The 19,079-nt window shown below is 70.9% G+C and carries 14 protein-coding genes; 5 read left to right on the forward strand and 9 right to left on the reverse strand.

From position 1 onward, the window contains the following. Positions 1-29: 29 nt before the first annotated feature. Positions 30-1,649 carry a ribosomal protection-like ABC-F family protein gene (gene abc-f / locus OEIGOIKO_RS10865; protein WP_125053873.1) on the reverse strand — a complete coding sequence of 540 codons (1,620 nt, stop codon included), beginning with the start codon at positions 1,647-1,649 and terminating at the stop codon, positions 30-32. Between the two features lie 111 nt (positions 1,650-1,760). Between abc-f and OEIGOIKO_RS10870 the strand changes: the two genes are divergently transcribed. Continuing rightward, the gene (locus OEIGOIKO_RS10870; RefSeq protein ID WP_170251687.1) at positions 1,761-2,462 is read left to right on the forward strand and encodes a TetR/AcrR family transcriptional regulator; all 702 of its coding nucleotides are present in this window, start codon (positions 1,761-1,763) and stop codon (positions 2,460-2,462) included. Between the two features lie 158 nt (positions 2,463-2,620). Here the strand turns inward: OEIGOIKO_RS10870 and OEIGOIKO_RS10875 are convergent, their stop codons facing one another. After that, a complete protein-coding gene (locus OEIGOIKO_RS10875) occupies positions 2,621-3,226 on the reverse strand; it encodes a YdbC family protein (protein WP_125053875.1) in 606 nt (201 codons plus the stop codon). 68 nt (positions 3,227-3,294) lie between these two features. Continuing rightward, the gene (locus tag OEIGOIKO_RS10880; RefSeq protein ID WP_125053876.1) at positions 3,295-4,722 is read right to left on the reverse strand and encodes an amidase; all 1,428 of its coding nucleotides are present in this window, start codon (positions 4,720-4,722) and stop codon (positions 3,295-3,297) included. Positions 4,723-4,844: 122 nt separating this feature from the next. On the opposite strand from OEIGOIKO_RS10880, the gene OEIGOIKO_RS10885 reads away from it, so the two are divergent. Together OEIGOIKO_RS10885 and OEIGOIKO_RS10890 are read left to right on the forward strand one after the other, a co-directional pair. After that, positions 4,845-5,432 carry a TetR/AcrR family transcriptional regulator gene (locus tag OEIGOIKO_RS10885; RefSeq protein WP_125053877.1) on the forward strand — a complete coding sequence of 196 codons (588 nt, stop codon included), beginning with the start codon at positions 4,845-4,847 and terminating at the stop codon, positions 5,430-5,432. A gap of 339 nt (positions 5,433-5,771) precedes the next feature. After that, complete coding sequence (locus OEIGOIKO_RS10890; protein ID WP_125053878.1) at positions 5,772-6,293, forward strand: TerD family protein; 522 nt, start codon at positions 5,772-5,774, stop codon at positions 6,291-6,293. 185 nt (positions 6,294-6,478) lie between these two features. Here the strand turns inward: OEIGOIKO_RS10890 and OEIGOIKO_RS10895 are convergent, their stop codons facing one another. Continuing rightward, on the reverse strand, positions 6,479-9,355 hold the full coding sequence (locus OEIGOIKO_RS10895; RefSeq protein WP_125053879.1) for a vitamin B12-dependent ribonucleotide reductase: 2,877 nt from the start codon (positions 9,353-9,355) through the stop codon (positions 6,479-6,481). 119 nt (positions 9,356-9,474) lie between these two features. Next, positions 9,475-10,005 carry a transcriptional regulator NrdR gene (nrdR, locus tag OEIGOIKO_RS10900; protein WP_125053880.1) on the reverse strand — a complete coding sequence of 177 codons (531 nt, stop codon included), beginning with the start codon at positions 10,003-10,005 and terminating at the stop codon, positions 9,475-9,477. A gap of 543 nt (positions 10,006-10,548) precedes the next feature. On the opposite strand from nrdR, the gene lexA reads away from it, so the two are divergent. Beyond that, positions 10,549-11,337, forward strand: a complete 789-nt coding sequence (lexA, locus tag OEIGOIKO_RS10905; RefSeq protein ID WP_030020363.1) for a transcriptional repressor LexA — start codon at positions 10,549-10,551, stop codon at positions 11,335-11,337. Positions 11,338-11,408: 71 nt separating this feature from the next. Here the strand turns inward: lexA and OEIGOIKO_RS10910 are convergent, their stop codons facing one another. Then, on the reverse strand, positions 11,409-12,704 hold the full coding sequence (locus OEIGOIKO_RS10910) for an IS30 family transposase (RefSeq protein WP_125053881.1): 1,296 nt from the start codon (positions 12,702-12,704) through the stop codon (positions 11,409-11,411). Between the two features lie 257 nt (positions 12,705-12,961). Here OEIGOIKO_RS10910 and OEIGOIKO_RS10915 point away from each other — a divergent pair, with 257 nt between their 5' ends. After that, on the forward strand, positions 12,962-13,333 hold the full coding sequence (locus OEIGOIKO_RS10915; RefSeq protein WP_125053882.1) for a hypothetical protein: 372 nt from the start codon (positions 12,962-12,964) through the stop codon (positions 13,331-13,333). A gap of 109 nt (positions 13,334-13,442) precedes the next feature. Here the strand turns inward: OEIGOIKO_RS10915 and OEIGOIKO_RS10920 are convergent, their stop codons facing one another. From OEIGOIKO_RS10920 to OEIGOIKO_RS10935, 3 genes are all read right to left on the reverse strand, one after another. Continuing rightward, complete coding sequence (locus tag OEIGOIKO_RS10920) at positions 13,443-15,416, reverse strand: ATP-dependent DNA helicase (protein WP_125053883.1); 1,974 nt, start codon at positions 15,414-15,416, stop codon at positions 13,443-13,445. A 41-nt stretch (positions 15,417-15,457) separates the two neighbouring features. Beyond that, on the reverse strand, positions 15,458-17,254 hold the full coding sequence (locus OEIGOIKO_RS10925; protein ID WP_125058628.1) for an IucA/IucC family protein: 1,797 nt from the start codon (positions 17,252-17,254) through the stop codon (positions 15,458-15,460). Positions 17,255-18,230: 976 nt separating this feature from the next. Next, positions 18,231-18,986: a GNAT family N-acetyltransferase gene (locus OEIGOIKO_RS10935; protein WP_125053884.1), complete on the reverse strand. Its 756-nt coding sequence runs from the start codon at positions 18,984-18,986 to the stop codon at positions 18,231-18,233. Positions 18,987-19,079 lie beyond the last annotated feature (93 nt).

Here is a 19,079-nt window from a genome sequence, read left to right on the forward strand (position 1 = left end):
ACCGTCCGTTCACCTGCTCTCCCCGTCGGTCACCGGCCGGTGCACACCGCCCGCCCGGCCCGTATCTCGCACCGGCGGCCGCCGAACCGGCGGCCGAGCAGCCGGTCGTGCGAGACGACGACCAGGGCACCGGGCCAGGCGGTGAGCGCCGCGTCCAGCTCCTCCACCAGGCCGAGCGCCAGATGGTTGGTCGGCTCGTCCAGCAGCAGGAGATCGGCGGGGCGGGCCAGCAGACGCGCCAGGGCCAGCCGGCGCCGCTGCCCCGCCGAGAGAGCCCCTACCGGTACCTGCAGATCGTCCTGCCGGAACAGGCCGAACGACAGCAGAAGTTCGGCAAGCTCCTCCGGGTCACCGGAAAGGCCTTGGGCGAAGGCCGACAGCAGCCGCTCCCGCGGCCGGGACACCGCTATCTCCTGTGCCAGGTAGCCGATGCGTCCCCGCCGCGCGACGGTGCCCGCATCGGGCTGCTGCACCCCCGCCAGCACCCGCAGCAGCGTGCTCTTCCCCGCCCCGTTGGCCCCATGGACCAGCAGCCGCTCCCCAGCGGCGACGGTCAGCGCGTCCACCGTCAGCCTGTCCCCCACCCGTACGTCCTCCAGCTCGACCAGCGCGCCCTCGGCGTCTCCGGTCGCCGGTCCCGCACGGAAACACAGGGGCTCGGGCGGCTTGGGGACCGGAGCCGCATGCAGCCGACGGAGCCGTTCCTGAGCGTTGCGCACCCGGCCGGCCACCGACGCCTGGACCCGTCCGCCGGCCCGGTCGTACGCCATTTTGTTGTTGTCCCTGATCGCCCGCCCCTGGGCGACATCGTGCGCGGCGCCCGCAGCGAACTCCGCCAGCCGCGCGGCCTCGGCGCACCACTGCTCGTACTCCTGCTCCCAGCGGCGACGGGCCGCGGCCTTGGCGGCGATGAAGGTGCCGTATCCGCCGCCGTACCGGACGACGGTCCGGCGGTCGGCGTCGACCTCGACGATCGTGTCCGCCACGCGCTGCAGAAAGAGACGGTCGTGGGACACCGCGAGGACCGTGCCGCGGTGGGCCGTGAGCGCGCCCTCCAGCCAGTCCAGCGCCTCCGCGTCGAGGTGGTTGGTCGGCTCGTCGAGCAGCATCACCTCGGGTGACGCGGCGATCAGGCAGGCGATGCCCAGCCTGGCCTGCTCGCCGCCGGAGAGGCTGCCGAACGGCCGGTCCCGCTCCACGTGCCCCACCCCGAGGCCGTGGAGCGCCTTGTCGACCCGCGCGTCGGCCTCGTAACCACCGCGCAGTTCGAAGATGCCCAGCAGTCGGCCGTATGCCTCCATGTCTTCCGGTCTCCCGGCACCCAGACGCGCCTCCAGTGTTCGCAGCCGGCTTTCCATGTCGCGGAACTCCGCCAGGGCCGCGTCCACCGCCTGGCCGACCGTGCAGTGCGCCGGCAGGTCGGGGACCTGGCCGAGATAGCCCGTACCGCCGTCGGCGGTCAGCACGGCCCGGCCTTCGTCCGGCCGCTCCAGGCCGGCCATGATCCGCAGCAAGGTCGACTTGCCCGCACCGTTCTCCCCCACGATGCCGACCCGGTCGCCGGGGCGCACCGAGAGGGAGACGCCGTCCAGCAGAAGCCGGTCGCCGTAGGACTTGGCCACCTCGTGCAGCGAGATCTGTGTGGTCATGCGGGCCCCCTGACTCGTCGGTGCGACACCGCACCACGAACCCAAACGCTACGCTTGTAGCATTACGTCGATGATGACACAGCCGCCGCACTAACGCAACAGGAGTTGCACTTGTCCCGAACCCCGGAGTCCCCCGCCCCCGACCCCGGCACCCGCCGCCCGGGCGGGCGCACCGCCCGCACCCGCGCCGCCGTCCGCGACGCCGTGCTGGCCGGCCTGGTCGAACACGGCTACCCCGGCCTGACCGTCGAGTACGTCGCGGAGCACTCGGGCGTGCACAAGACGACGCTCTACCGCCGCTGGGGCAGCCTCGAAGGGCTGCTGGCCGACGCTCTCGACCTGGCCGGCGAAGACAGCTGGACGCCGCCCGACACCGGGTCACTGGAAGGCGATCTGCGGGCGCTCGCCCGCGAGGTGGTGGAGTCGTTCACCGATCCCGCCACGTCGGTCTCCGGCTCCGCGATCATCGCGGCCGCTTTCCAGTCGCGGCGGGCCGCCGACGCGTTGAGCGCTTACTACGGGGAGCGCTTCAAGCGCTGCGAGCCCCTGGTGCAGCGCGCGGTCGCACGCGGCGAGCTTGCGGCCGCCCGGGAGGAAGGCATCGACGCCGGAGCGCTTTCGCGGGCCGCGTGCGCACCGCTCTTCTTCCGCCTCTTCATCACCCGCGAACCGGTCGACGAGCGCACTGCCGACCAGGCTGCCGCGGCGGCGGTGGCAGCCGCCCACGCCGGAGTTTTCTCCCCGTCGAGGGGTGCGGCACACGCCGCGTCAGACAGCGCAGCGAAGGAGGCCGGCACGACCACGGAGCCGTGAGCACGAGCCGAGCGTCCGCCCAACCGTGAACCGACTGCCCGCACCCACCCGATCGAACGTGCTCACGCCGCCCTGGGCGAAGGCATCGGTCTCACCGCGAGCAGGGATGCACGCACGACCGGAAGCAACACCCGGCACACCACCGCAAGCAGCACCCCTCACACCGTCCACGACGGTTCGAGGTCGGCCACGTCGCCCGTCACAGCCCGCACGTCGGCCTCCGTCTGCGCACGGAGGCCGAGCCGTTCCACCCGTTCCGGCCGGTACTTCCCCCGCTCGGCCGCCGACTCCCACATGGACAAGATCAAGAACTCCTCCCCGGGCGCGCGCCCCATCAACCCGCGCAGCATTCCCGGGGAGCCGGCCATGGCCGGATTCCACACCTTCTCCTGCATCAGCATGAAGTGGTCGACCCGGTCGGCGCGCACCTGGCAGTGCGCCATCCGCAACACGTCGGCGTCGGCGAACACCGGCCGGAAGCCCACCTTCACGTCGAGTTCGTACTCGAACAGGCGCACCCGGGAGTCCTTGAACGTGCCCACCTGGGCCGCCGCCAGCCGGTCGTGCGAGCGCGCCATGAACGAGTCGTAGAACGCCCTGCTCTCCCAGAAGGCGACCAGATGCGCGACCGACGGCCGTGCCCGGCTCCAGCCGCCGCCCTGCCCACGGAAGCCCGGCTCGCCGAGCAGCCCCGCCCACTTCCGCTGCCCTCTCTCGAACCCCCGGCGGTCCACGACCGTGCATCTAATCCACTTGACCAGCACTGCGCCATCGTACGGCCCAGCGGGGCCCGGCATCACCGCGCGTCACGCCCCCACCACACCGAACTCCCCTACGGACGCGGGTCGATGGGAGTGATCACTCCGAGCCTCCGCTCCACGGCCTCGGCGGCCTCCAGACACAGGTCCTCCCGGTAGGCGCGGCCGACGAGCTGCACGCCGTACGGGAGCCCCGCCACCACTCCGGTCGGCACGGCCACCGCCGGTACGCCCACGAAGCTCGTGGCCGTGCACAGGCACATCGCCCGCTGGACGCGCGCGTGCCCCTCCTGGTCGCGCACCTCCAGCCCCGGCTCGAAGGGCGGCTCGGTGAAGACGGGCGCCAGCAACAGGGGGTAGGTGTCGAGGAACTCCGCCCACGCCCTCTGGATGCCGAGCCGCGCACCGGTCAGGCGGAGGTATTCCGGCACGTCCTTCGGGAGGGCGTCCCCCGCTGCTTCCATCGACATCTCGATGTATCGATGCCCTTCCTCGCCCAGGAGGTTCCGCACCACGGGCCAAGTGGGGGCGAATTCGGCCAACGTCATACGGCCGTACACCTCAAGCGCTTCATCCAGACGCGGTACGTCCGGGACCTCGCACACCTCGTACCCGGCGTCACGCAGCGCGTCCGCCGCGTCCTCGACCGCCTTGCGCACCGAAGGATGGACACCCGCGCCGCCCGGGTCGGTGACCATCGCGACCTTCATCGGGCGCGGCAGCTGGGCACCGTACAGGGGCACGGGCACGGCCCTCGGGTCCCGCGGGTCGGTACCCGCGAGCACTTCGTAGGCCAGGCGCAGATCGCCGACCGTACGGGCCAGCGGGCCGTCGACCACCAGCACCTGTGTGGCGAGCGCGGGGTCCTCCGCGCCGATGCGGTGATCGGCGGGAAAGCGCCCGTACGTGGGTTTGAGGCCCGCCACACCGCAGAAGGACGCCGGCAGCCGCACCGAGCCGCCGGAATCGTTGCCCAGCCCGATCGCGGCCATGCCGCTGGCCACGGCGGCGGCGTCGCCTCCGCTGGTCCCGCCCGGCGTTACACCGGACGCCCAGGGGTTGACGGTGTCCCCGTACAGCTCGCTGCGCGTGTGGACGCCCGCGAGGATGAGCGTCGGCATGTTGCTGTGCCCGATCGGCACCGCGCCCGCGGCGCGCAGCCGCGCCACCGGGGGCGCGTCGGAGCGCGCGACATGGTGGCGGAAGCGTTCCGCGCCGTACGTGGTCGGTACCCCTTCGACGGCAGTGGTCTCCTTGACCGTGAAGGGCACCCCGGCGAGCGGCCCCGGGTCCTCCCCCGCAGCGCGCCGCCGGTCCACCGCGGCCGCGGACGCGCGCGCCCGGTCGGCGAGGAGCTGCGTGACAGCGTTGACGGCCGGGTTGACCTCGGCGATCCGCTCCAGATGGCGCTCGACCAGCTCGACGGCGGTGACCTCGCCGCTCCGTACGGCGGCCGCCTGGGCCTGGGCCGGCAGCTCCCACAGAGCCTGCTGCGCTCCCACTTCGCACTCCCTCGTCCTTGGGTGTCCGCGACGGGCAGGCCGCCGCACACACGTTCCGATGCAAGTGCATCACATCGTACCCTGGTCATCGATACACACGCATCGCAATACGGGAGCGCCCCATGCCCAAACAGGTGGACCACGAGAGCCGCCGCCGGCAGATCGCCGAGGCCGTCTGCCGCCTCGCCGACGAGCACGGTCTGGAGGGCGTCACCCTCAGAGACGTGGCGGCATGCGCCGACGTGTCCATGGGCGCGGTCCAGCGCTGTTTCCGCACCAAGGAGGAGATGCTGGTCTTCGCGCTCGGCCACATCGGGGCGCGGATCTCCGCCCGGGTGGCGGCGCGGCTCGCCGAGTCCCCGGCGCAGTCGGCCCGTACGGCACTCGGGCACGCGACCACCGAGATCTCCCTGCTGCGCGCCGAGCACCGGGCCGAGGCGCGCGTCTGGCTCGCCTTCGTCGCCCAAGCCGCGGTCAGCCCCGCGCTCGCCGAGATCCTGCGCGGCAACTACACCGGCCTGCACAGCTTGTTCACGCGCCTCATCACCGAAGCCACCGGGTCGCCCGATGCGGAGCGCGAGGCGCGCACTTTGCTCGCCCTGACCGACGGCCTGACCACCCACGTCCTGATCGGCCACCTCGCGCCGGAGGCGGCGCTCGACGCACTGGACAGTCACTTGACGCGCCTCTGGGGAGACACGACCGCCTGACCGGCCCTCCGCGCACACAGTCCGCGACGCGCGCTCCGCCGCCCCACCGCCTCCGCCCTCCGGCCTGGCGTCAACTTGCCGCCCACGGCGCCAACATCGCGGCGCGACCGCTCAACGCCCCTGACCAGGGCTCCAGCCTTCGCACCACCCAACGCGCGTACCTCGTACGGGTCACTGATGGAACTTCAGTCCTACCCAATACGTCGGAGTAGCAGTACGCGTACCAGTCCTGCCGACCGGACGGCGTCGCCCCGACCGCCGGGGCAGGGCTTGCGGAGCGTGACACCATGGATGGAACGCCTTGCACAGCCCGGGAGTTGCAACACGGAAGGGATCTCTGTGAGCAGCCTCAACAAAGGGATCGACAAAGTCGAAGTGACCCTCAAGTGGGACCCCAGCCCCGCAGGCACTCCGGCCCACGACCTGGACCTCATCGCCGCTACCTACACCAAGGACGACCCGCGCGGGGCACCCGACTACCTCGTGCACTTCGACAGCCGCTCGCCCGACGGCACCATCATCCTCAGCCGGGACAGCCGCACCGGCCTGGGTTTCGGCACCGACGAGGCCATGGTGCTGGAACTGAACCGGCTGGCGGACACCTACGCACGCGTGGTCGTCGGCGTGGCCATCCAGCAGCGCGGCGGACGCAAGACATTCGGAGAAATAGACAACACCGCCTTCCGCGTCAACGAGGGATACGACGAACTGGCGGCGGGCGACTTCTCGGAGACCGCCGGAGCCACCGCGGCGGTGATAGCGGAATTCGAGCGGGACGAGTCGGACGAGTGGCGGTTCCTTTCGTCCGTACGGGGCTTCGACACCGACCCGGAAACGTTCGTCACGGTCATGGGCGGCTGACGGACGGCATACGCCGAGACTTCGGTGAAAACGCCCTCGGGCGTGGATAAGGCTCCGTCATTTCTCTGCATCCCGCGGGCGGACCCGCGCGGTCCGGAAGACGCAGGACCGGGGTGAAACGCAGGGTGGGGAACCGGAATTCCGGTTCCCCACCCTGGTCAATCAGTCACCCGAAGGTGCCGGTGTCAGCTGCACCCGCTGGTCGAGCCGCAGCCCTCGCACAGGTAGCAGCTGCCCGCGCGCTGCATCTTCGTACCGCAGGAGAAGCACAGCGGCGCGTCGGCGTTGATGCCGAGCTGCATCTCCACCAGTTCCGCGTTGGTGTGCGCCTGCTTGGGGGCCGGGGCCGCGGTCTCCTCGACGATCTCAGTCGTCGAGGGCTCCGTGGCCGGCTCCAGGCGGCGCGGCGCGGACTGGGCCAGGCTCTCGACGTCGAGCTCCTCCTCGTCGACCGGCTCGTACGAACCGGTCTCCAGGTGGCGCTGACGCTCCTCGACGGAGTGGATGCCGAGCGCGGAGCGGGTCTCGAAGGGCAGGAAGTCCAGCGCCAGGCGGCGGAAGATGTAGTCGACGATCGACTGCGCCATCCGCACGTCCGGGTCGTCCGTCATACCGGCCGGCTCGAAGCGCATGTTGGTGAACTTCGAGACGTACGTCTCCAGCGGCACGCCGTACTGGAGGCCCACCGAGACGGCGATGGAGAAGGCGTCCATCATGCCCGCGAGGGTCGAACCCTGCTTGGACATCTTCAGGAAGACCTCGCCCAGACCGTCGTCCGGGTAGGAATTGGCGGTCATGTAGCCCTCGGCGCCGCCGACCGTGAAGGAGGTGGTGATGCCGGGACGGCCCTTGGGCAGACGCTTGCGGACCGGACGGTACTCGACGACCTTCTCGGCCGGCTTCTCCTCGGCCTTCTTCTCCTCCTCCTTCTTCTTGGCGGAGAGCGGCTGGCCGACCTTGCAGTTGTCGCGGTAGATCGCCAGGGCCTTCAGGCCGAGCTTCCAGCCCTCGAAGTAGACCTCCTCGACCTCTTCGACGGTGGCCGACTCGGGGAGGTTGACGGTCTTGGAGATCGCGCCGGACAGGAACGGCTGGGCCGCCGCCATCATCCGTACGTGGCCCATGGCCGAGATGGAGCGCTCGCCCATGGCGCAGTCGAAGACCTCGTAGTGGGCGGGGTCCAGGCCGGGGGCGTCGATCACATTGCCGTTGTCGGCGATGTGGGCGACGATCGCCTCGACCTGCTCCGGCTGGTAACCGAGCCGCTTGAGCGCCTTGGGGACCGTGTTGTTCACGATCTGCATGGAGCCGCCGCCGACCAGCTTCTTGAACTTGACCAGGGCCAGGTCCGGCTCGACGCCCGTGGTGTCGCAGTCCATCATCAGGCCGATGGTGCCGGTCGGCGCGAGCACCGACGCCTGCGCGTTGCGGAAGCCGTTCTTCTCGCCGAGGCGGATGACGTCCTGCCACGCCTCGGTGGCCGCGGCCCAGACCGGGGTGTCCAGGTCGTCCATGCGCTTGGCGGCGCCGTTGGCGTCCGAGTGCTGCTTCATGACGCGCTTGTGTGCGTCGGCGTTGCGGGCGTAACCGTCGTACGGGCCGACGACCGCGGCCAGCTCGGCGGAGCGCTTGTAGGAGGTGCCGGTCATCAGGGAGGTGATGGCACCGGCCAGGGCGCGGCCGCCGTCCGAGTCGTACGCGTGGCCGGTGGCCATCAGCAGGGCGCCCAGGTTGGCGTAGCCGATGCCCAGCTGGCGGAAGGCACGGGTGGTCTCACCGATCTTCTCGGTGGGGAAGTCCGCGAAGCAGATGGAGATGTCCATCGCGGTGATGACCAGCTCGACGACCTTGGCGAAGCGCTCGGCGTCGAACGACTGGTTGCCCTTGTCGTCGTCGCGCAGGAACTTCATCAGGTTCAGCGAGGCCAGGTTGCACGAGGAGTTGTCCAGGTGCATGTACTCGCTGCACGGGTTCGAGGCGGTGATCCGGCCCGACTCCGGCGAGGTGTGCCAGTGGTTGATCGTGTCGTCGTACTGGATGCCGGGGTCGGCGCACGCCCAGGCGGCCTCCGCCATCTTGCGGAACAGGCCCTTGGCGTCGATCTCCTCGATGACCTCGCCGTTCATCCGGCCGCGCAGGCCGAACTTCGAACCGGTCTCGACGGCCTTCATGAACTCGTCGTTCACGCGGACGGAGTTGTTGGCGTTCTGGTACTGGACGGACGTGATGTCGTCGCCGCCCAGGTCCATGTCGAAGCCCGCGTCCCGCAGGGCGCGGACCTTCTCCTCCTCCTTCACCTTGGTGTCGATGAAGGCCTCGACGTCCGGGTGGTCCACGTCCAGGACGACCATCTTGGCGGCACGGCGGGTGGCGCCGCCCGACTTGATCGTTCCGGCGGACGCGTCGGCGCCGCGCATGAAGGAGACCGGGCCGGAGGCGTTGCCGCCGGAGGACAGGAGCTCCTTGGAGGAGCGGATGCGGGAGAGGTTCAGGCCGGCGCCGGAGCCGCCCTTGAAGATCATCCCCTCTTCCTTGTACCAGTCCAGGATCGAGTCCATGGAGTCGTCCACGGAGAGGATGAAGCACGCGCTGACCTGCTGCGGCTGCTTCGTGCCGACGTTGAACCACACCGGGGAGTTGAAGCTGAAGACCTGGTGGAGCAGGGCGTACGCCAGCTCGTGCTCGAAGATCTCGGCGTCCGCCGGGGAGGCGAAGTAGCCGTTCTCCTCGCCGGCCTTCGTGTACGTCTTGACGACCCGGTCGATGAGCTGCTTGAGGCTCGATTCCCGGGTGTCGGAGCCCACCGCGCCGCGGAAGTACTTGCTCGTGACGATGTTGACCGCGTTCACCGACCAGAACTCGGGGAACTCGACGCCACGCTGCTCGAAGTTGATCGAGCCGTCGCGCCAGTTGGTCATGACGACGTCACGGCGCTCCCACGCCACCTCGTCGTACGGATGCACGCCGGGAGTGGTGTGGATGCGCTCGATACGCAGACCCTTGCTCGCCTTGCTGCCCTTGGCGCGGGAGCCTCGTGCCGGGCCGCTCGTCGTCTCTGTCATTCCGCCTCCCTGTACGGGCAAACGCCCATATGTGCGCACTTCTTCCCGTGGCACGGTGTGTGTCTGTCTGGCACCAGGGCGCCTGCATTTGCCCTGGTCAGGTCTATGGTGTGCCGATCTCAGTCGGCGGCGGTGGCAGGCACCGGGACCGCCGGCTGTCCGGCGCCCCCTTCGCACCCGCACTCCCGCGCGGGCGCTGCCCGCTCGCTCTGCTCCCGCAGCTCGGCGATGGCCGCCTCGAAGTCTTCCAGCGAGTCGAAGGCGCGGTACACGCTCGCGAAGCGCAGGTACGCGACGAGGTCGAGTTCCTGCAGCGGGCCCAGTATGGCCAGCCCGACGTCGTGGGTGGACAGCTCGGCGCTGCCGGTGGCGCGCACGGCCTCCTCGACCCGCTGCCCCAGCTTGGCGAGGGCGTCCTCGGTGACCGGCCGGCCCTGGCACGCCTTGCGCACGCCGGCGATGACCTTGTTGCGGCTGAAGGGTTCGGTGACCCCGCTCCGCTTGATCACCATCAGCGACGCCGTCTCGATGGTGGTGAAACGGCGGGAGCAGTCCGGGCACTGACGGCGCCGGCGGATCGAAGTGCCGTCATCGGTGGTGCGGCTGTCGACCACCCGGCTGTCGGGGTGCCTGCAGAAGGGGCAATGCATGAATTCACCCTCCTCACCCTCGAAAATTACGGTCGTACGCCCATGGTCCCGGCGTACGGCTGATGACCTCCGGGCCGCCCTCACGGGCCCCTCGGAGCGACCCCAAGCATAGGCGATCCCTGGAGCCCCGAAAGACACCAGCACCACAACTTCTGGGCAGCTGTAGTCATCAAAGCACTACATGTGGTGTCGGGGGGTCATCCGCGCCCCCTGCGTGTCGCGGCAGGGCGGGCCGTCGGGGGCCACTCGGAGGGCCGCCGACGAGGGTACGGGACAGGACCCGGGGGCGGCTCCGGCGGGGCGGGGATGACAGAATCGGCACGTCGCGGCGCCCGCACCGGGCCCGGCGGGACGGCTCGCACTCCCGGCCATCAGCTCGGGGCGAAGAGTACTGCAATGACCCGAATTGCCTTTCGGCTATACACCTAAGCCCGTGATCAGGTCAGCTAATCCGGAAATTTTCACTCGAACGTGTGTTTGGCGCAACCTTTCGAAAGCAACTACCGTTGGCTAACTAGGGAGCACATTCCGAGAGGGGCCGACGTGACCACCACCGCAGACAGTGCCACCATCACCGCCCAGAGCCACTCCCAGAGCCGATTCGATCCGACCCGGAAACCGCCGATGGACGACGCCATGAACCCCGAGGGGCAGAAGCCAGCCCGCTCACTGCCCGGCCGTCCTCCAGGCATCCGCGCCGACAGTTCGGGACTCACCGACCGACAGCGCAGGGTCATCGAGGTCATCCGGGACTCCGTCCAGCGCCGCGGCTATCCGCCGTCCATGCGCGAGATCGGCCAGGCGGTCGGGCTGTCCAGCACCTCGTCCGTCGCCCACCAGCTCATGGCTCTGGAGCGCAAGGGTTTCCTGCGCCGCGACCCGCACCGCCCCCGGGCGTACGAGGTGCGCGGCTCCGACCAGCCGAGCAGCGCGCCCACCGACACGGCCGGCAAGCCCGCCGCGTCCTACGTCCCGCTCGTCGGACGGATCGCCGCAGGCGGTCCCATTCTCGCCGAGGAGTCGGTCGAGGACGTCTTCCCGCTGCCCCGGCAGCTGGTCGGCGACGGCGAACTGTTCGTCCTGAAGGTCGTCGGTGACTCGATGATCGAGGCCGCGATCTGCGACGGCGACTGGGTCACGGTGCGCCGCCAGCCCGTGGCGGAGAACGGCGACATCGTCGCCGCCATGCTGGACGGCGAGGCCACGGTCAAACGCTTCAAGCGCGAGGACGGCCATGTCTGGCTGCTCCCGCACAATGCCGCCTACCAGCCCATTCCCGGTGACGAGGCCACCATCCTCGGCAAGGTGGTGGCGGTGCTGCGGCGGGTCTGACCCCCCTCGACCGAGCCCCGGGACCACTGCGGGCGGATTCTAGGGATCGTCGCAACACGTAGTCGTGTTGTTCAGGCCGCGAGTAGTTTATGCAGGCGCTCGGCTGGGGTTTCCCAGTCGAGCGTTTTGCGTGGGCGGCCGTTGAGCTGGGCGGCGACGGCGTCGAGGTGCTCGCGGGTGTGGACGGACAGGTCGGTTCCTTTAGGGAAGTACTGGCGGAGCAGGCCGTTGGTGTTTTCGTTCGAGCCGCGCTGCCAGGGGCTGGCCGGGTCGCAGAAATAGACGGGGACGTTCGTGGCGAGGGTGAAGCTGCGATGGGCGGCCATCTCTGCGCCCTGGTCCCAGGTCAGGGACCGCTTCAGGTGCTGGGGGAGCCTTTGCGCGGTCTCCGTCAGGGCAGCGCGGACGCTGGCTGCGGTGTGGTCGGCGGGCAGGTGCAGGAGCATCACGTAGCGGGTGCTGCGTTCGACGAGGGTGCCGATCGCCGAGCCGCTGTCCTTGCCGATGATCAGGTCGCCTTCCCAGTGGCCGGGCACGGCCCGGTCGTCCGCTTCGGCGGGCCGCTCACTGATCATGACCATGGGATCGGTGAAGCGGGGCTGGCGGCAGTTGGCCTGGCGGTGCGGCCTGCGGCGGGCACGTCCGCTGCGCAGCGCGCCCGCCACCTCCCGTCGGAGGTGGCCGCGTCCTTGCACGTAGAGCGCCTGGTAGACCGTTTCGTGGACCACGTGCATCTCCGGCCGGTGGGGGAACTGTCTGCGCAGAGCGTGACAGATCTGTTCCGGGCTCCACCGCTGGTCCAGGCCCGCCTGGACGGCGTCCCGCAGTTCGGGATTCTGGCTGATCTTCCGCGGTTTCGGCCGTGGCCTGCGGCCATCGGCGCGGGCCTGGGCGGCGAACGGCCGGTAGTGCCACTGCTTGCGGGTGCCGTCGGTGCGGTTGCGCCGGATCTCCCGGCTGACGGTGGAAGGGCTGCGGCCCAGTTCGGCGGCTATCGACCGGATGGACGCCTTCTCCCGGAGCCGGTCAGCGATGTGGATGCGCTCACGCTCTGACAGAAAGCGCGAGCGCACTTCCACGGCTGCGGCTGCGGCTGCGGGCACCCGGTCCTGGAGAACGGGTGCCCGCCTGGTGTGGACGCGCTCCTGGTCGGGGCGGCGCGTCGCCTGGGCCGCCGGCGGTCTGAGCCGCTGAGGATCCCACCGGCCATTGCGCCATTCACGTCCGGTGCGCTCGTTCACACCGACCGCCGCGGACGCTTCCTTGCTGGTGTATCCCGCATTCACGAGCCGGAAGTATTCCGCCCGCTCAGCGGTGAGCTTCCTGCGCCCCTGAGCCGAGCGGACCTTACGGACCTCGAAGTCCATCGCACCCCTTGAACTGGGGTGTTGCAACGACCACTAGAACCCAAGGCGCCGGTCCCGGGGCTTGCCTCTGCGCCTAAACCGGCGCCGCTTTCGCGGAGGGGGCTGGGCTTGGTGGGGGTTGCTCAATTGATGGTGGGGGTCGCTGCGGGGTGGGGTGGGGGCCGGGAGTTCGATAGAGCTGCTGTTGGCGCGTTGGCTGACCGTTCAGGCGTGGGGGCTCGGGTTCAATGGGGCCGTATGGGCGGAGGGGGAGCCGGGTGGGGTGGGAGCGGCTGCGGGAGATCGACGGGGTGTGGGCGGGTGCCCGTTCCGTCGAGGTGGGCTCGGTGCGACCGGATTCCGGGCAGCGAAATGTGCTGGTGGGCGATGCGGCGGAGATCGCCGAGCTGGCCGGTCTGCTGGAAGTCGTCCCGACGTCCTCCGCCTTCGTGTGCATGTGCGCCGGCGACGTGCGCTTCACCGTCCGCGGGGAGCGGGGCAAGATCCTCGGCGAGCTGACCCACCACCTTGGCGGAGGGGTGGAATGGCACCGCTGGGGCGGCGAACGCCCCCTGCTCCGTCCGTCCGAGCTGGCGCGGTGGCCGGCCGAACGAGGGGTGGCCGACGCGTCCCCGGCACAGGTCCGGTGAGGAGCGGCGCCGGGGGGCGAGGGCGGCCGCTGGAGGCGCCTGTGATGCCGCTACACCCCCGGAAGAGCCGGGTGGAGGGTGCGGTTCCGTTAGGCGGCCCCAGGGCCGTTCACGCCTCTTCCGTGGCCTTGGCGGCCGCGTCGATGGCGGCCAGGGAGCGGCGGACCTGGTTGCGGTCGGTGGTGTACCAGAACTCGGGCATGGACCGGCGCAGGAACGAGCCGTAGCGGGCGCGCTCGACGCGCGGGTCCAGTACGGCGACGACGCCGCGGTCGCCCGTGGCGCGGACGAGGCGGCCTGCTCCCTGAGCCATGAGCAGGGCGGCGTGGGTCGCCGCGACCGCCATGAAGCCGTTGCCGCCGGCCTCCTCCACGGCCTTCTGCCGGGCGCTCATCAGGGGATCGTCGGGGCGCGGGAACGGCACCCGGTCCATGACCACGAGCTGGCAGTTCGGGCCCGGCACGTCGACGCCCTGCCACAGCGAGAGGGTGCCGAACAAGCACGTACGGGCGTCCGCGGCGAAGGTACGGATCAGCTCGCCGAGGGTCTCCTCGCCCTGGAGGAGGATCGGTATGTCCAGCCGCCCGCGGAGGTTCTCGGCGGCTGCCTGGGCAGCGCGCATGGAGGAGAACAGGCCGAGCGTGCGGCCGCCGGCGGCCTCGATCAGTTCGGCCAGCTCGTCGAGCATGTCCGTACGGCTGCCCTCGCGGCCCGGCTGGGCGAGGTGCTTGGCGACGTAGAGGATGCCCTGCTTGCCGTAGTCGAACGGGGAGCCGACGTCCAGGCCCTTCCACTGCGGGACGTCCTCGCCCTCCGTGCCCTCCGGGGCCAGCCCCAGGGAGGCACCGACGCCGTTGAAGTCCCCGCCCAGCTTGAGGGTGGCTGACGTGAGCACGACGGAACGGTCGGCGAAGAGCTTCTCCCGCAGCAGGCCGGAGACGGACAGCGGCGCGACGCGCAGCGAGGCGCCGAAGCGGTCGTGGCGCTCGTACCAGACGACGTCGTACTCGGAGCCGTTGGCGATGCGCTCGGCGACCGCGTGGACGTTCTCGACGGAGGCGAGGGCCTGCTTGCGCACGGCGTCCTCGTCCTGGACGGACTTGTCGCGGGTCGAGCCGAGGGCCGAGATCACCGTACGGGCCGCGTCCCGCAGCGCCATCAGGCAGTACCCGAGATCTTCGGGGATCTCCTCCAGGCGGCCGGGCAGGGCCAGCTCCATCAGGCGCTCGAAGGTCTCCGAGGCGGTCTGGAGCTGGTCGGCGGCCTTCTCGTTGACCAGCTTCGCGGCCCGCTTGACGGCCCGGTTGACCTGGCCGGGGGTGAGCTCCCCGGTGGCCACGCCGGTGACCCGGGAGACCAGCTCGTGGGCCTCGTCGACGATCAGTACGTCGTGCTGGGGCAGTACCGGGGCGCCCTCGATGGCGTCGATGGCCAGCAGGGCATGGTTGGTGACGATCACGTCGGCGAGCTTGGCGCGCTCACGGGCGGCCTCGGCGAAGCACTCCGCGCCGTACGCGCACTTCGAGGCGCCCAGGCACTCGCGCGAGGAGACCGAGACCTGCCCCCAGGCGCGGTCGGAGACACCGGGGGTGAGGTCGTCGCGGTCCCCGGTCTCGGTCTCGTCCGCCCAGTCGCGCAGCCGCAGGAGGTCCTTGCCCAGCTTGCTGGTGGGCGTCGCGTGCTCGAAGGGGTCGAAAAGGCCCTCTTCCTCCTCCTGCGGGACGCCCTCGTGCAGCCGGTGCAGGCAGACATAGTTGGAGCGGCCCTTGAGCATGGCGAACTGCGGACGGCGGCGCAGCTGCGGATGCAGGGCCTCGACCGTGCGCGGCAGGTCGCGCTCGACCAGCTGGCGCTGGAGCGCGAGGGTGGCTGTGGCCACCACCACACGGTCGCCGTGGGCCAGCGCCGGCACCAGGTAGCCGAGCGACTTCCCGGTGCCGGTGCCGGCCTGTACGAGCAGGTGGGAGCTGTCTTCGACCGCTTCGGCGACAGCTTCGGCCATGGCGACCTGGCCGGGGCGCTCGGTGCCGCCGACAGCGGTGACGGCGGCGTGCAGCAGGTCGGGGAGGGAGGGCTTCGTCATAGCGTTGCCACCCTACGCGGGCCCACTGACAATCTGCTCGGTCACGGGTGGTGGAGGGGGTTCGGCACGGTGCCGTGGACGGCGGCGTGCGGGCGCTGGGCACGGTCGCGGTATCCGTCGAGGTGGAGCCGGTTGCGGTTCAGGCAGAGCCGGGCGATGCGGGGGGTGAGCAGGTCGAAGGTCTCGTGGCGTTTCTTCAGGTGCGGGAAGCGTCCCTGGTGGCGCAGGATCTCCGCCCGTACGAGCGACCAGAACTCGACTTCCGGGACCGCGAGTTGCTGCTCGCACAGCGGGGCGAGGTAGCGGAAGACCCCGACGAAGAGACCGGAATGGATGAACTGGGTGAGGAAGTCCGGCGGTTCGGTGAGCAGCACCGCGCGGACGTCGGCGGGCATGGCGGCGTGCTCCGGCAGCGGCTCGGCGCTGGTGTTGACGTCGTCGACGAAGTCCTTGACCGCGAGGCGGGTGGGGACGTCCTGCTGGTCGAAGACGACGATGGCGTTCTCGCCGTGCGGGGAGAAGACCGTGCCGTACTGATAGAGGAAGTGCAGCAGGGGCGGCAGCAGGGCGGCGAAGAGGCGGCGCAGCCAGAGGCGGGGTGCCAGGCCGGAACGGTGCACCAGCTCGGCTGTTAAAGCCCGCCCGTGCGGGTCGGTCTGCAGGAGCGCGGCCAGGGTGCGCGCCCGCTCTCCCGGGTCCAGACAGCGGCTGATCGGCTCCCGCCAGATACAGCCCAGCAGTTCCTTGTACTGGTACGGGACGCCGGGCAGCCGGTCGTACAGGGGGTGCTCGACGGTGACGGACGCGGTCTCGCCGAGCAGGATCACCCGGGTCTCGTCGCGCAGGTACGGGTCGGCGTCGCGCAGGCCGTGGACCCAGGCGGTGACGGCCGGGGCGGCGATGGTGCGTTCGGTCGGCAGGCCGCGCCAGACCAGGGTGTTGAGGACGGAGAGCGGGAGCTTGACCGTACGGGCCCCGGGGCGGCTGAGGTTGAGGAAGGTGCGGATGGACTGCTGGGGCAGTCGCAGGTCGTTGTCAGTGGTGAGTGGGACGATGGATTTGTCGGCGAGTTGGGGGGCGAAGAGGGGCGCGACGGTCTCGTCCCACTGCCAGGGGTGGACGGGGAGGTAGAGGTAGTCGGCGGGGTCGAGGCCCTGCGTGGAGAGGGTGCGGGTGAAGGCGGCACGGATCGCGGGGGTGAGTTCATCGGCGTAGAGACGATCAGGGGTGGCCAGGGCCGGGATGCCCCGGTAGACGGCCAGCCGGCGGTGCGCGGCGATCCAGGGCAGCCGCTGCGGGGTGCGGGCCTCGGGTGACCAGACAGCAGCGTCGGCCGCCGAGAAGCCCAGCCGTCCCTTGTTGGCGACGAGCCAGGGGTGGCCGGTCTGGTGGCCTTCCAGTGCGGCGTAGTCGAGGTCGGCGAGCTCCGCCGCGCTGAGGGCCGTGGCGTCCAGGCGGGTGTCGGCGGCGAGCGTGGCGGTCAGCTCGCGGATGAGGTGGCCGGTCGTGTCACCGGACAGGCCCAGGACGGTGTCGTGGGCGTGGAAGAGGAAGTGAAGGGGGTCGCCTGTGGGGGTGATGGAGTCGGGGTCGACACGCCAGTGCCCGTATGCGCCACGGCGGGCCCGGAAGCGGTAGGTGACGTCGTCACTCAGCCGTAGCCGGTAGGGGCGGGAGTCGTCGGCAGCGCCGTCAGGGGCACTGCCGGGGGTGTTGCCAGGGGTGTGGCCGGGGTCGTCGTGTCCGTCGCGCGGTCCGGGGACGGAGGCGGCGCTCAGGTCGGGTTCCGGGGTGACGACCTCCTCGTACGCGAACTCCGCCAGGGTCTTGGCCAGCAGCCGGCGAGCGGCTCTCTGCCATGCACGGTGGCTGTCCGTCCCGCCGCCGGGCGGCTCGTCTCCGGGGACTTCGGACGTTCCGGAAGCTCCGGGGGCGGGGAAGGTGTGGCCGGTGGCGGTGGGGGCGACGGCCGCGGGGTCGGTGGCGTCCGGACTGCCGAAGGCGGGGACGGGGCCGGAGGCGGAGGCGGGGACGGGCCCGGAGGCAGGGTCGGGATCGCCTACGCCGGGGCGGCTGAGGTGGCTGCCGCCGGGAGCGGTGACCTCGGGGCTGTCGGCGCCGCGGTTGCGAGGGCCCGTGCTGTCGCTACCGGGGTCGCCGGCGCCGGAAGCGGGGCTATGGAGGGGTTCGGAAGAAGGACGCAAGGCGGGACTCCTGGGGACGAGACCTGAGCGACACGGACGGTGCGCGGAGAGAAGGGGTCAGGTGTGGAGACGCGGGCAGTGCGAAGGGGGCGGGTGGAGGGGGACGAGGGGTTGGAGGGGCCGGACGGGTTGGAGAAGGGTGAGTGGTCGTGCGGGCTGTGGGCGGGTGTGGGGGTGAGGTGTCCGAGGAGGCTGCCGCCGGTGATGGTGGCCGGGCGGCGGCGTGGGGTCGGTCGGCCGTACGGGATCAACAGGTGGCCGGGGGTCGGAGGACGGCACGAGGTCGGCGGGCCGTACCGGGACAGCAGGTGACCGGAGGCCGGAGGACAGCATGAGTTGAGCAGGCCGTACGGGGTGGGTGGGCTGTACGGAGTGGGCAGGCCGTACGGGGTGGGTGGGCCATACGGAGTGGGCGGGCCGTACGGGGCGGGTGGGCCGTACGGGGCGGGTGGGCGGCATGAGGTCGGCAGGCCATACGGGGCCGGCAAGCCGTACGGGGTGGGCGGGCCGTACGGAATGGGTGGGCGGACGGGGGCCGAGGGACCGTTCGAGGGCGAGTGGGGGCCGCCGACGAGGGAGCGTCGGCGGTGGGTGCGAGGAACGGGGGCAGTCACAGGAGGTGGCGGTGGGCGCGGTCGCGGACCATGAGGGCCGCGCGTTTGGCGGGCAGGTCGATCTCGTCGCCGTAGCGGAAGCCGGCGCCGAGGAACGCGGCGACGGAGGGGACGTTGCGCAGATCTGGCTCGGCGATGACCCGGCCGCACTGCGGACGGTGGTCGAGTACGAGGTCGGCGGCGGCCCGCAGCAGTGTGGTCCCGATACCGCGGCCCCGGTCGGCTACGCCCCCGATCAGCAGGTGCAGCCCGGTGTCGTGCGGACGGGCCGGGTAGTGACGGGCGATCGGGTCCAGGTCGGCGCGGTAGACCTCCCAGTAGCTCATGGGGACACCGCTCAGTACGCCGAGGCAGGGCACGCTGCGTCCGTCACCGTCGAGTTGGGCGCGCAGGTGGGCGGCGGTGATCGCCTGGGGCCCGGCCAGTTCCCAGAACGCCGCGACGGCCGGGTCGTTCATCCAGGCAGTGATCAGCGGCAGGTCGCGTTCGAGGCGTACCGGTACGAGTTGGAACGGCCCGGCGGCGGTGGCCGCGGGCCCCCAGTCCGCGATGTGGTCGAGCAGGACCCCGCCACCCGGGCTGTCGGCCGGGTCGGTGGAGACGGCGAAGGGCGCCTCGGTGAACAGCGCCGTGATGTCGGGCGGCAGGTGCAGGTCGAGGGTGTCGTCGAGCGCGTCGTCCGGAGAGGCTTCGCGGGGGTGGTCGAAGGCTTCTTCGGATCCTGGATCGATGCCGGATTCGGTGGGGGGCACGATGGCGCTCTCTCCTTTCCGGGCCTCCTCACGAGGTCACGGGGTGGGCGGGCAGGGAGTCGGGGAACCGGCGGGACGAGGGACGGAGGGGGT

It is taken from the genome of Streptomyces paromomycinus (assembly GCF_003865155.1).
Taxonomy (GTDB): domain Bacteria; phylum Actinomycetota; class Actinomycetes; order Streptomycetales; family Streptomycetaceae; genus Streptomyces; species Streptomyces chrestomyceticus.

Coding starts and splice junctions, on each gene's coding strand:
- OEIGOIKO_RS10885 (WP_125053877.1), top strand. CDS start 4,845: ATGCCCAAACAGGTGGACCACGAGAGCCGCCGCCGGCAGATCGCCGAG.
- abc-f (WP_125053873.1), bottom strand. CDS start 1,649: ATGACCACACAGATCTCGCTGCACGAGGTGGCCAAGTCCTACGGCGAC.
- OEIGOIKO_RS10920 (WP_125053883.1), bottom strand. CDS start 15,416: ATGACGAAGCCCTCCCTCCCCGACCTGCTGCACGCCGCCGTCACCGCT.
- OEIGOIKO_RS10895 (WP_125053879.1), bottom strand. CDS start 9,355: ATGACAGAGACGACGAGCGGCCCGGCACGAGGCTCCCGCGCCAAGGGC.
- nrdR (WP_125053880.1), bottom strand. CDS start 10,005: ATGCATTGCCCCTTCTGCAGGCACCCCGACAGCCGGGTGGTCGACAGC.
- OEIGOIKO_RS10910 (WP_125053881.1), bottom strand. CDS start 12,704: ATGGACTTCGAGGTCCGTAAGGTCCGCTCGGCTCAGGGGCGCAGGAAG.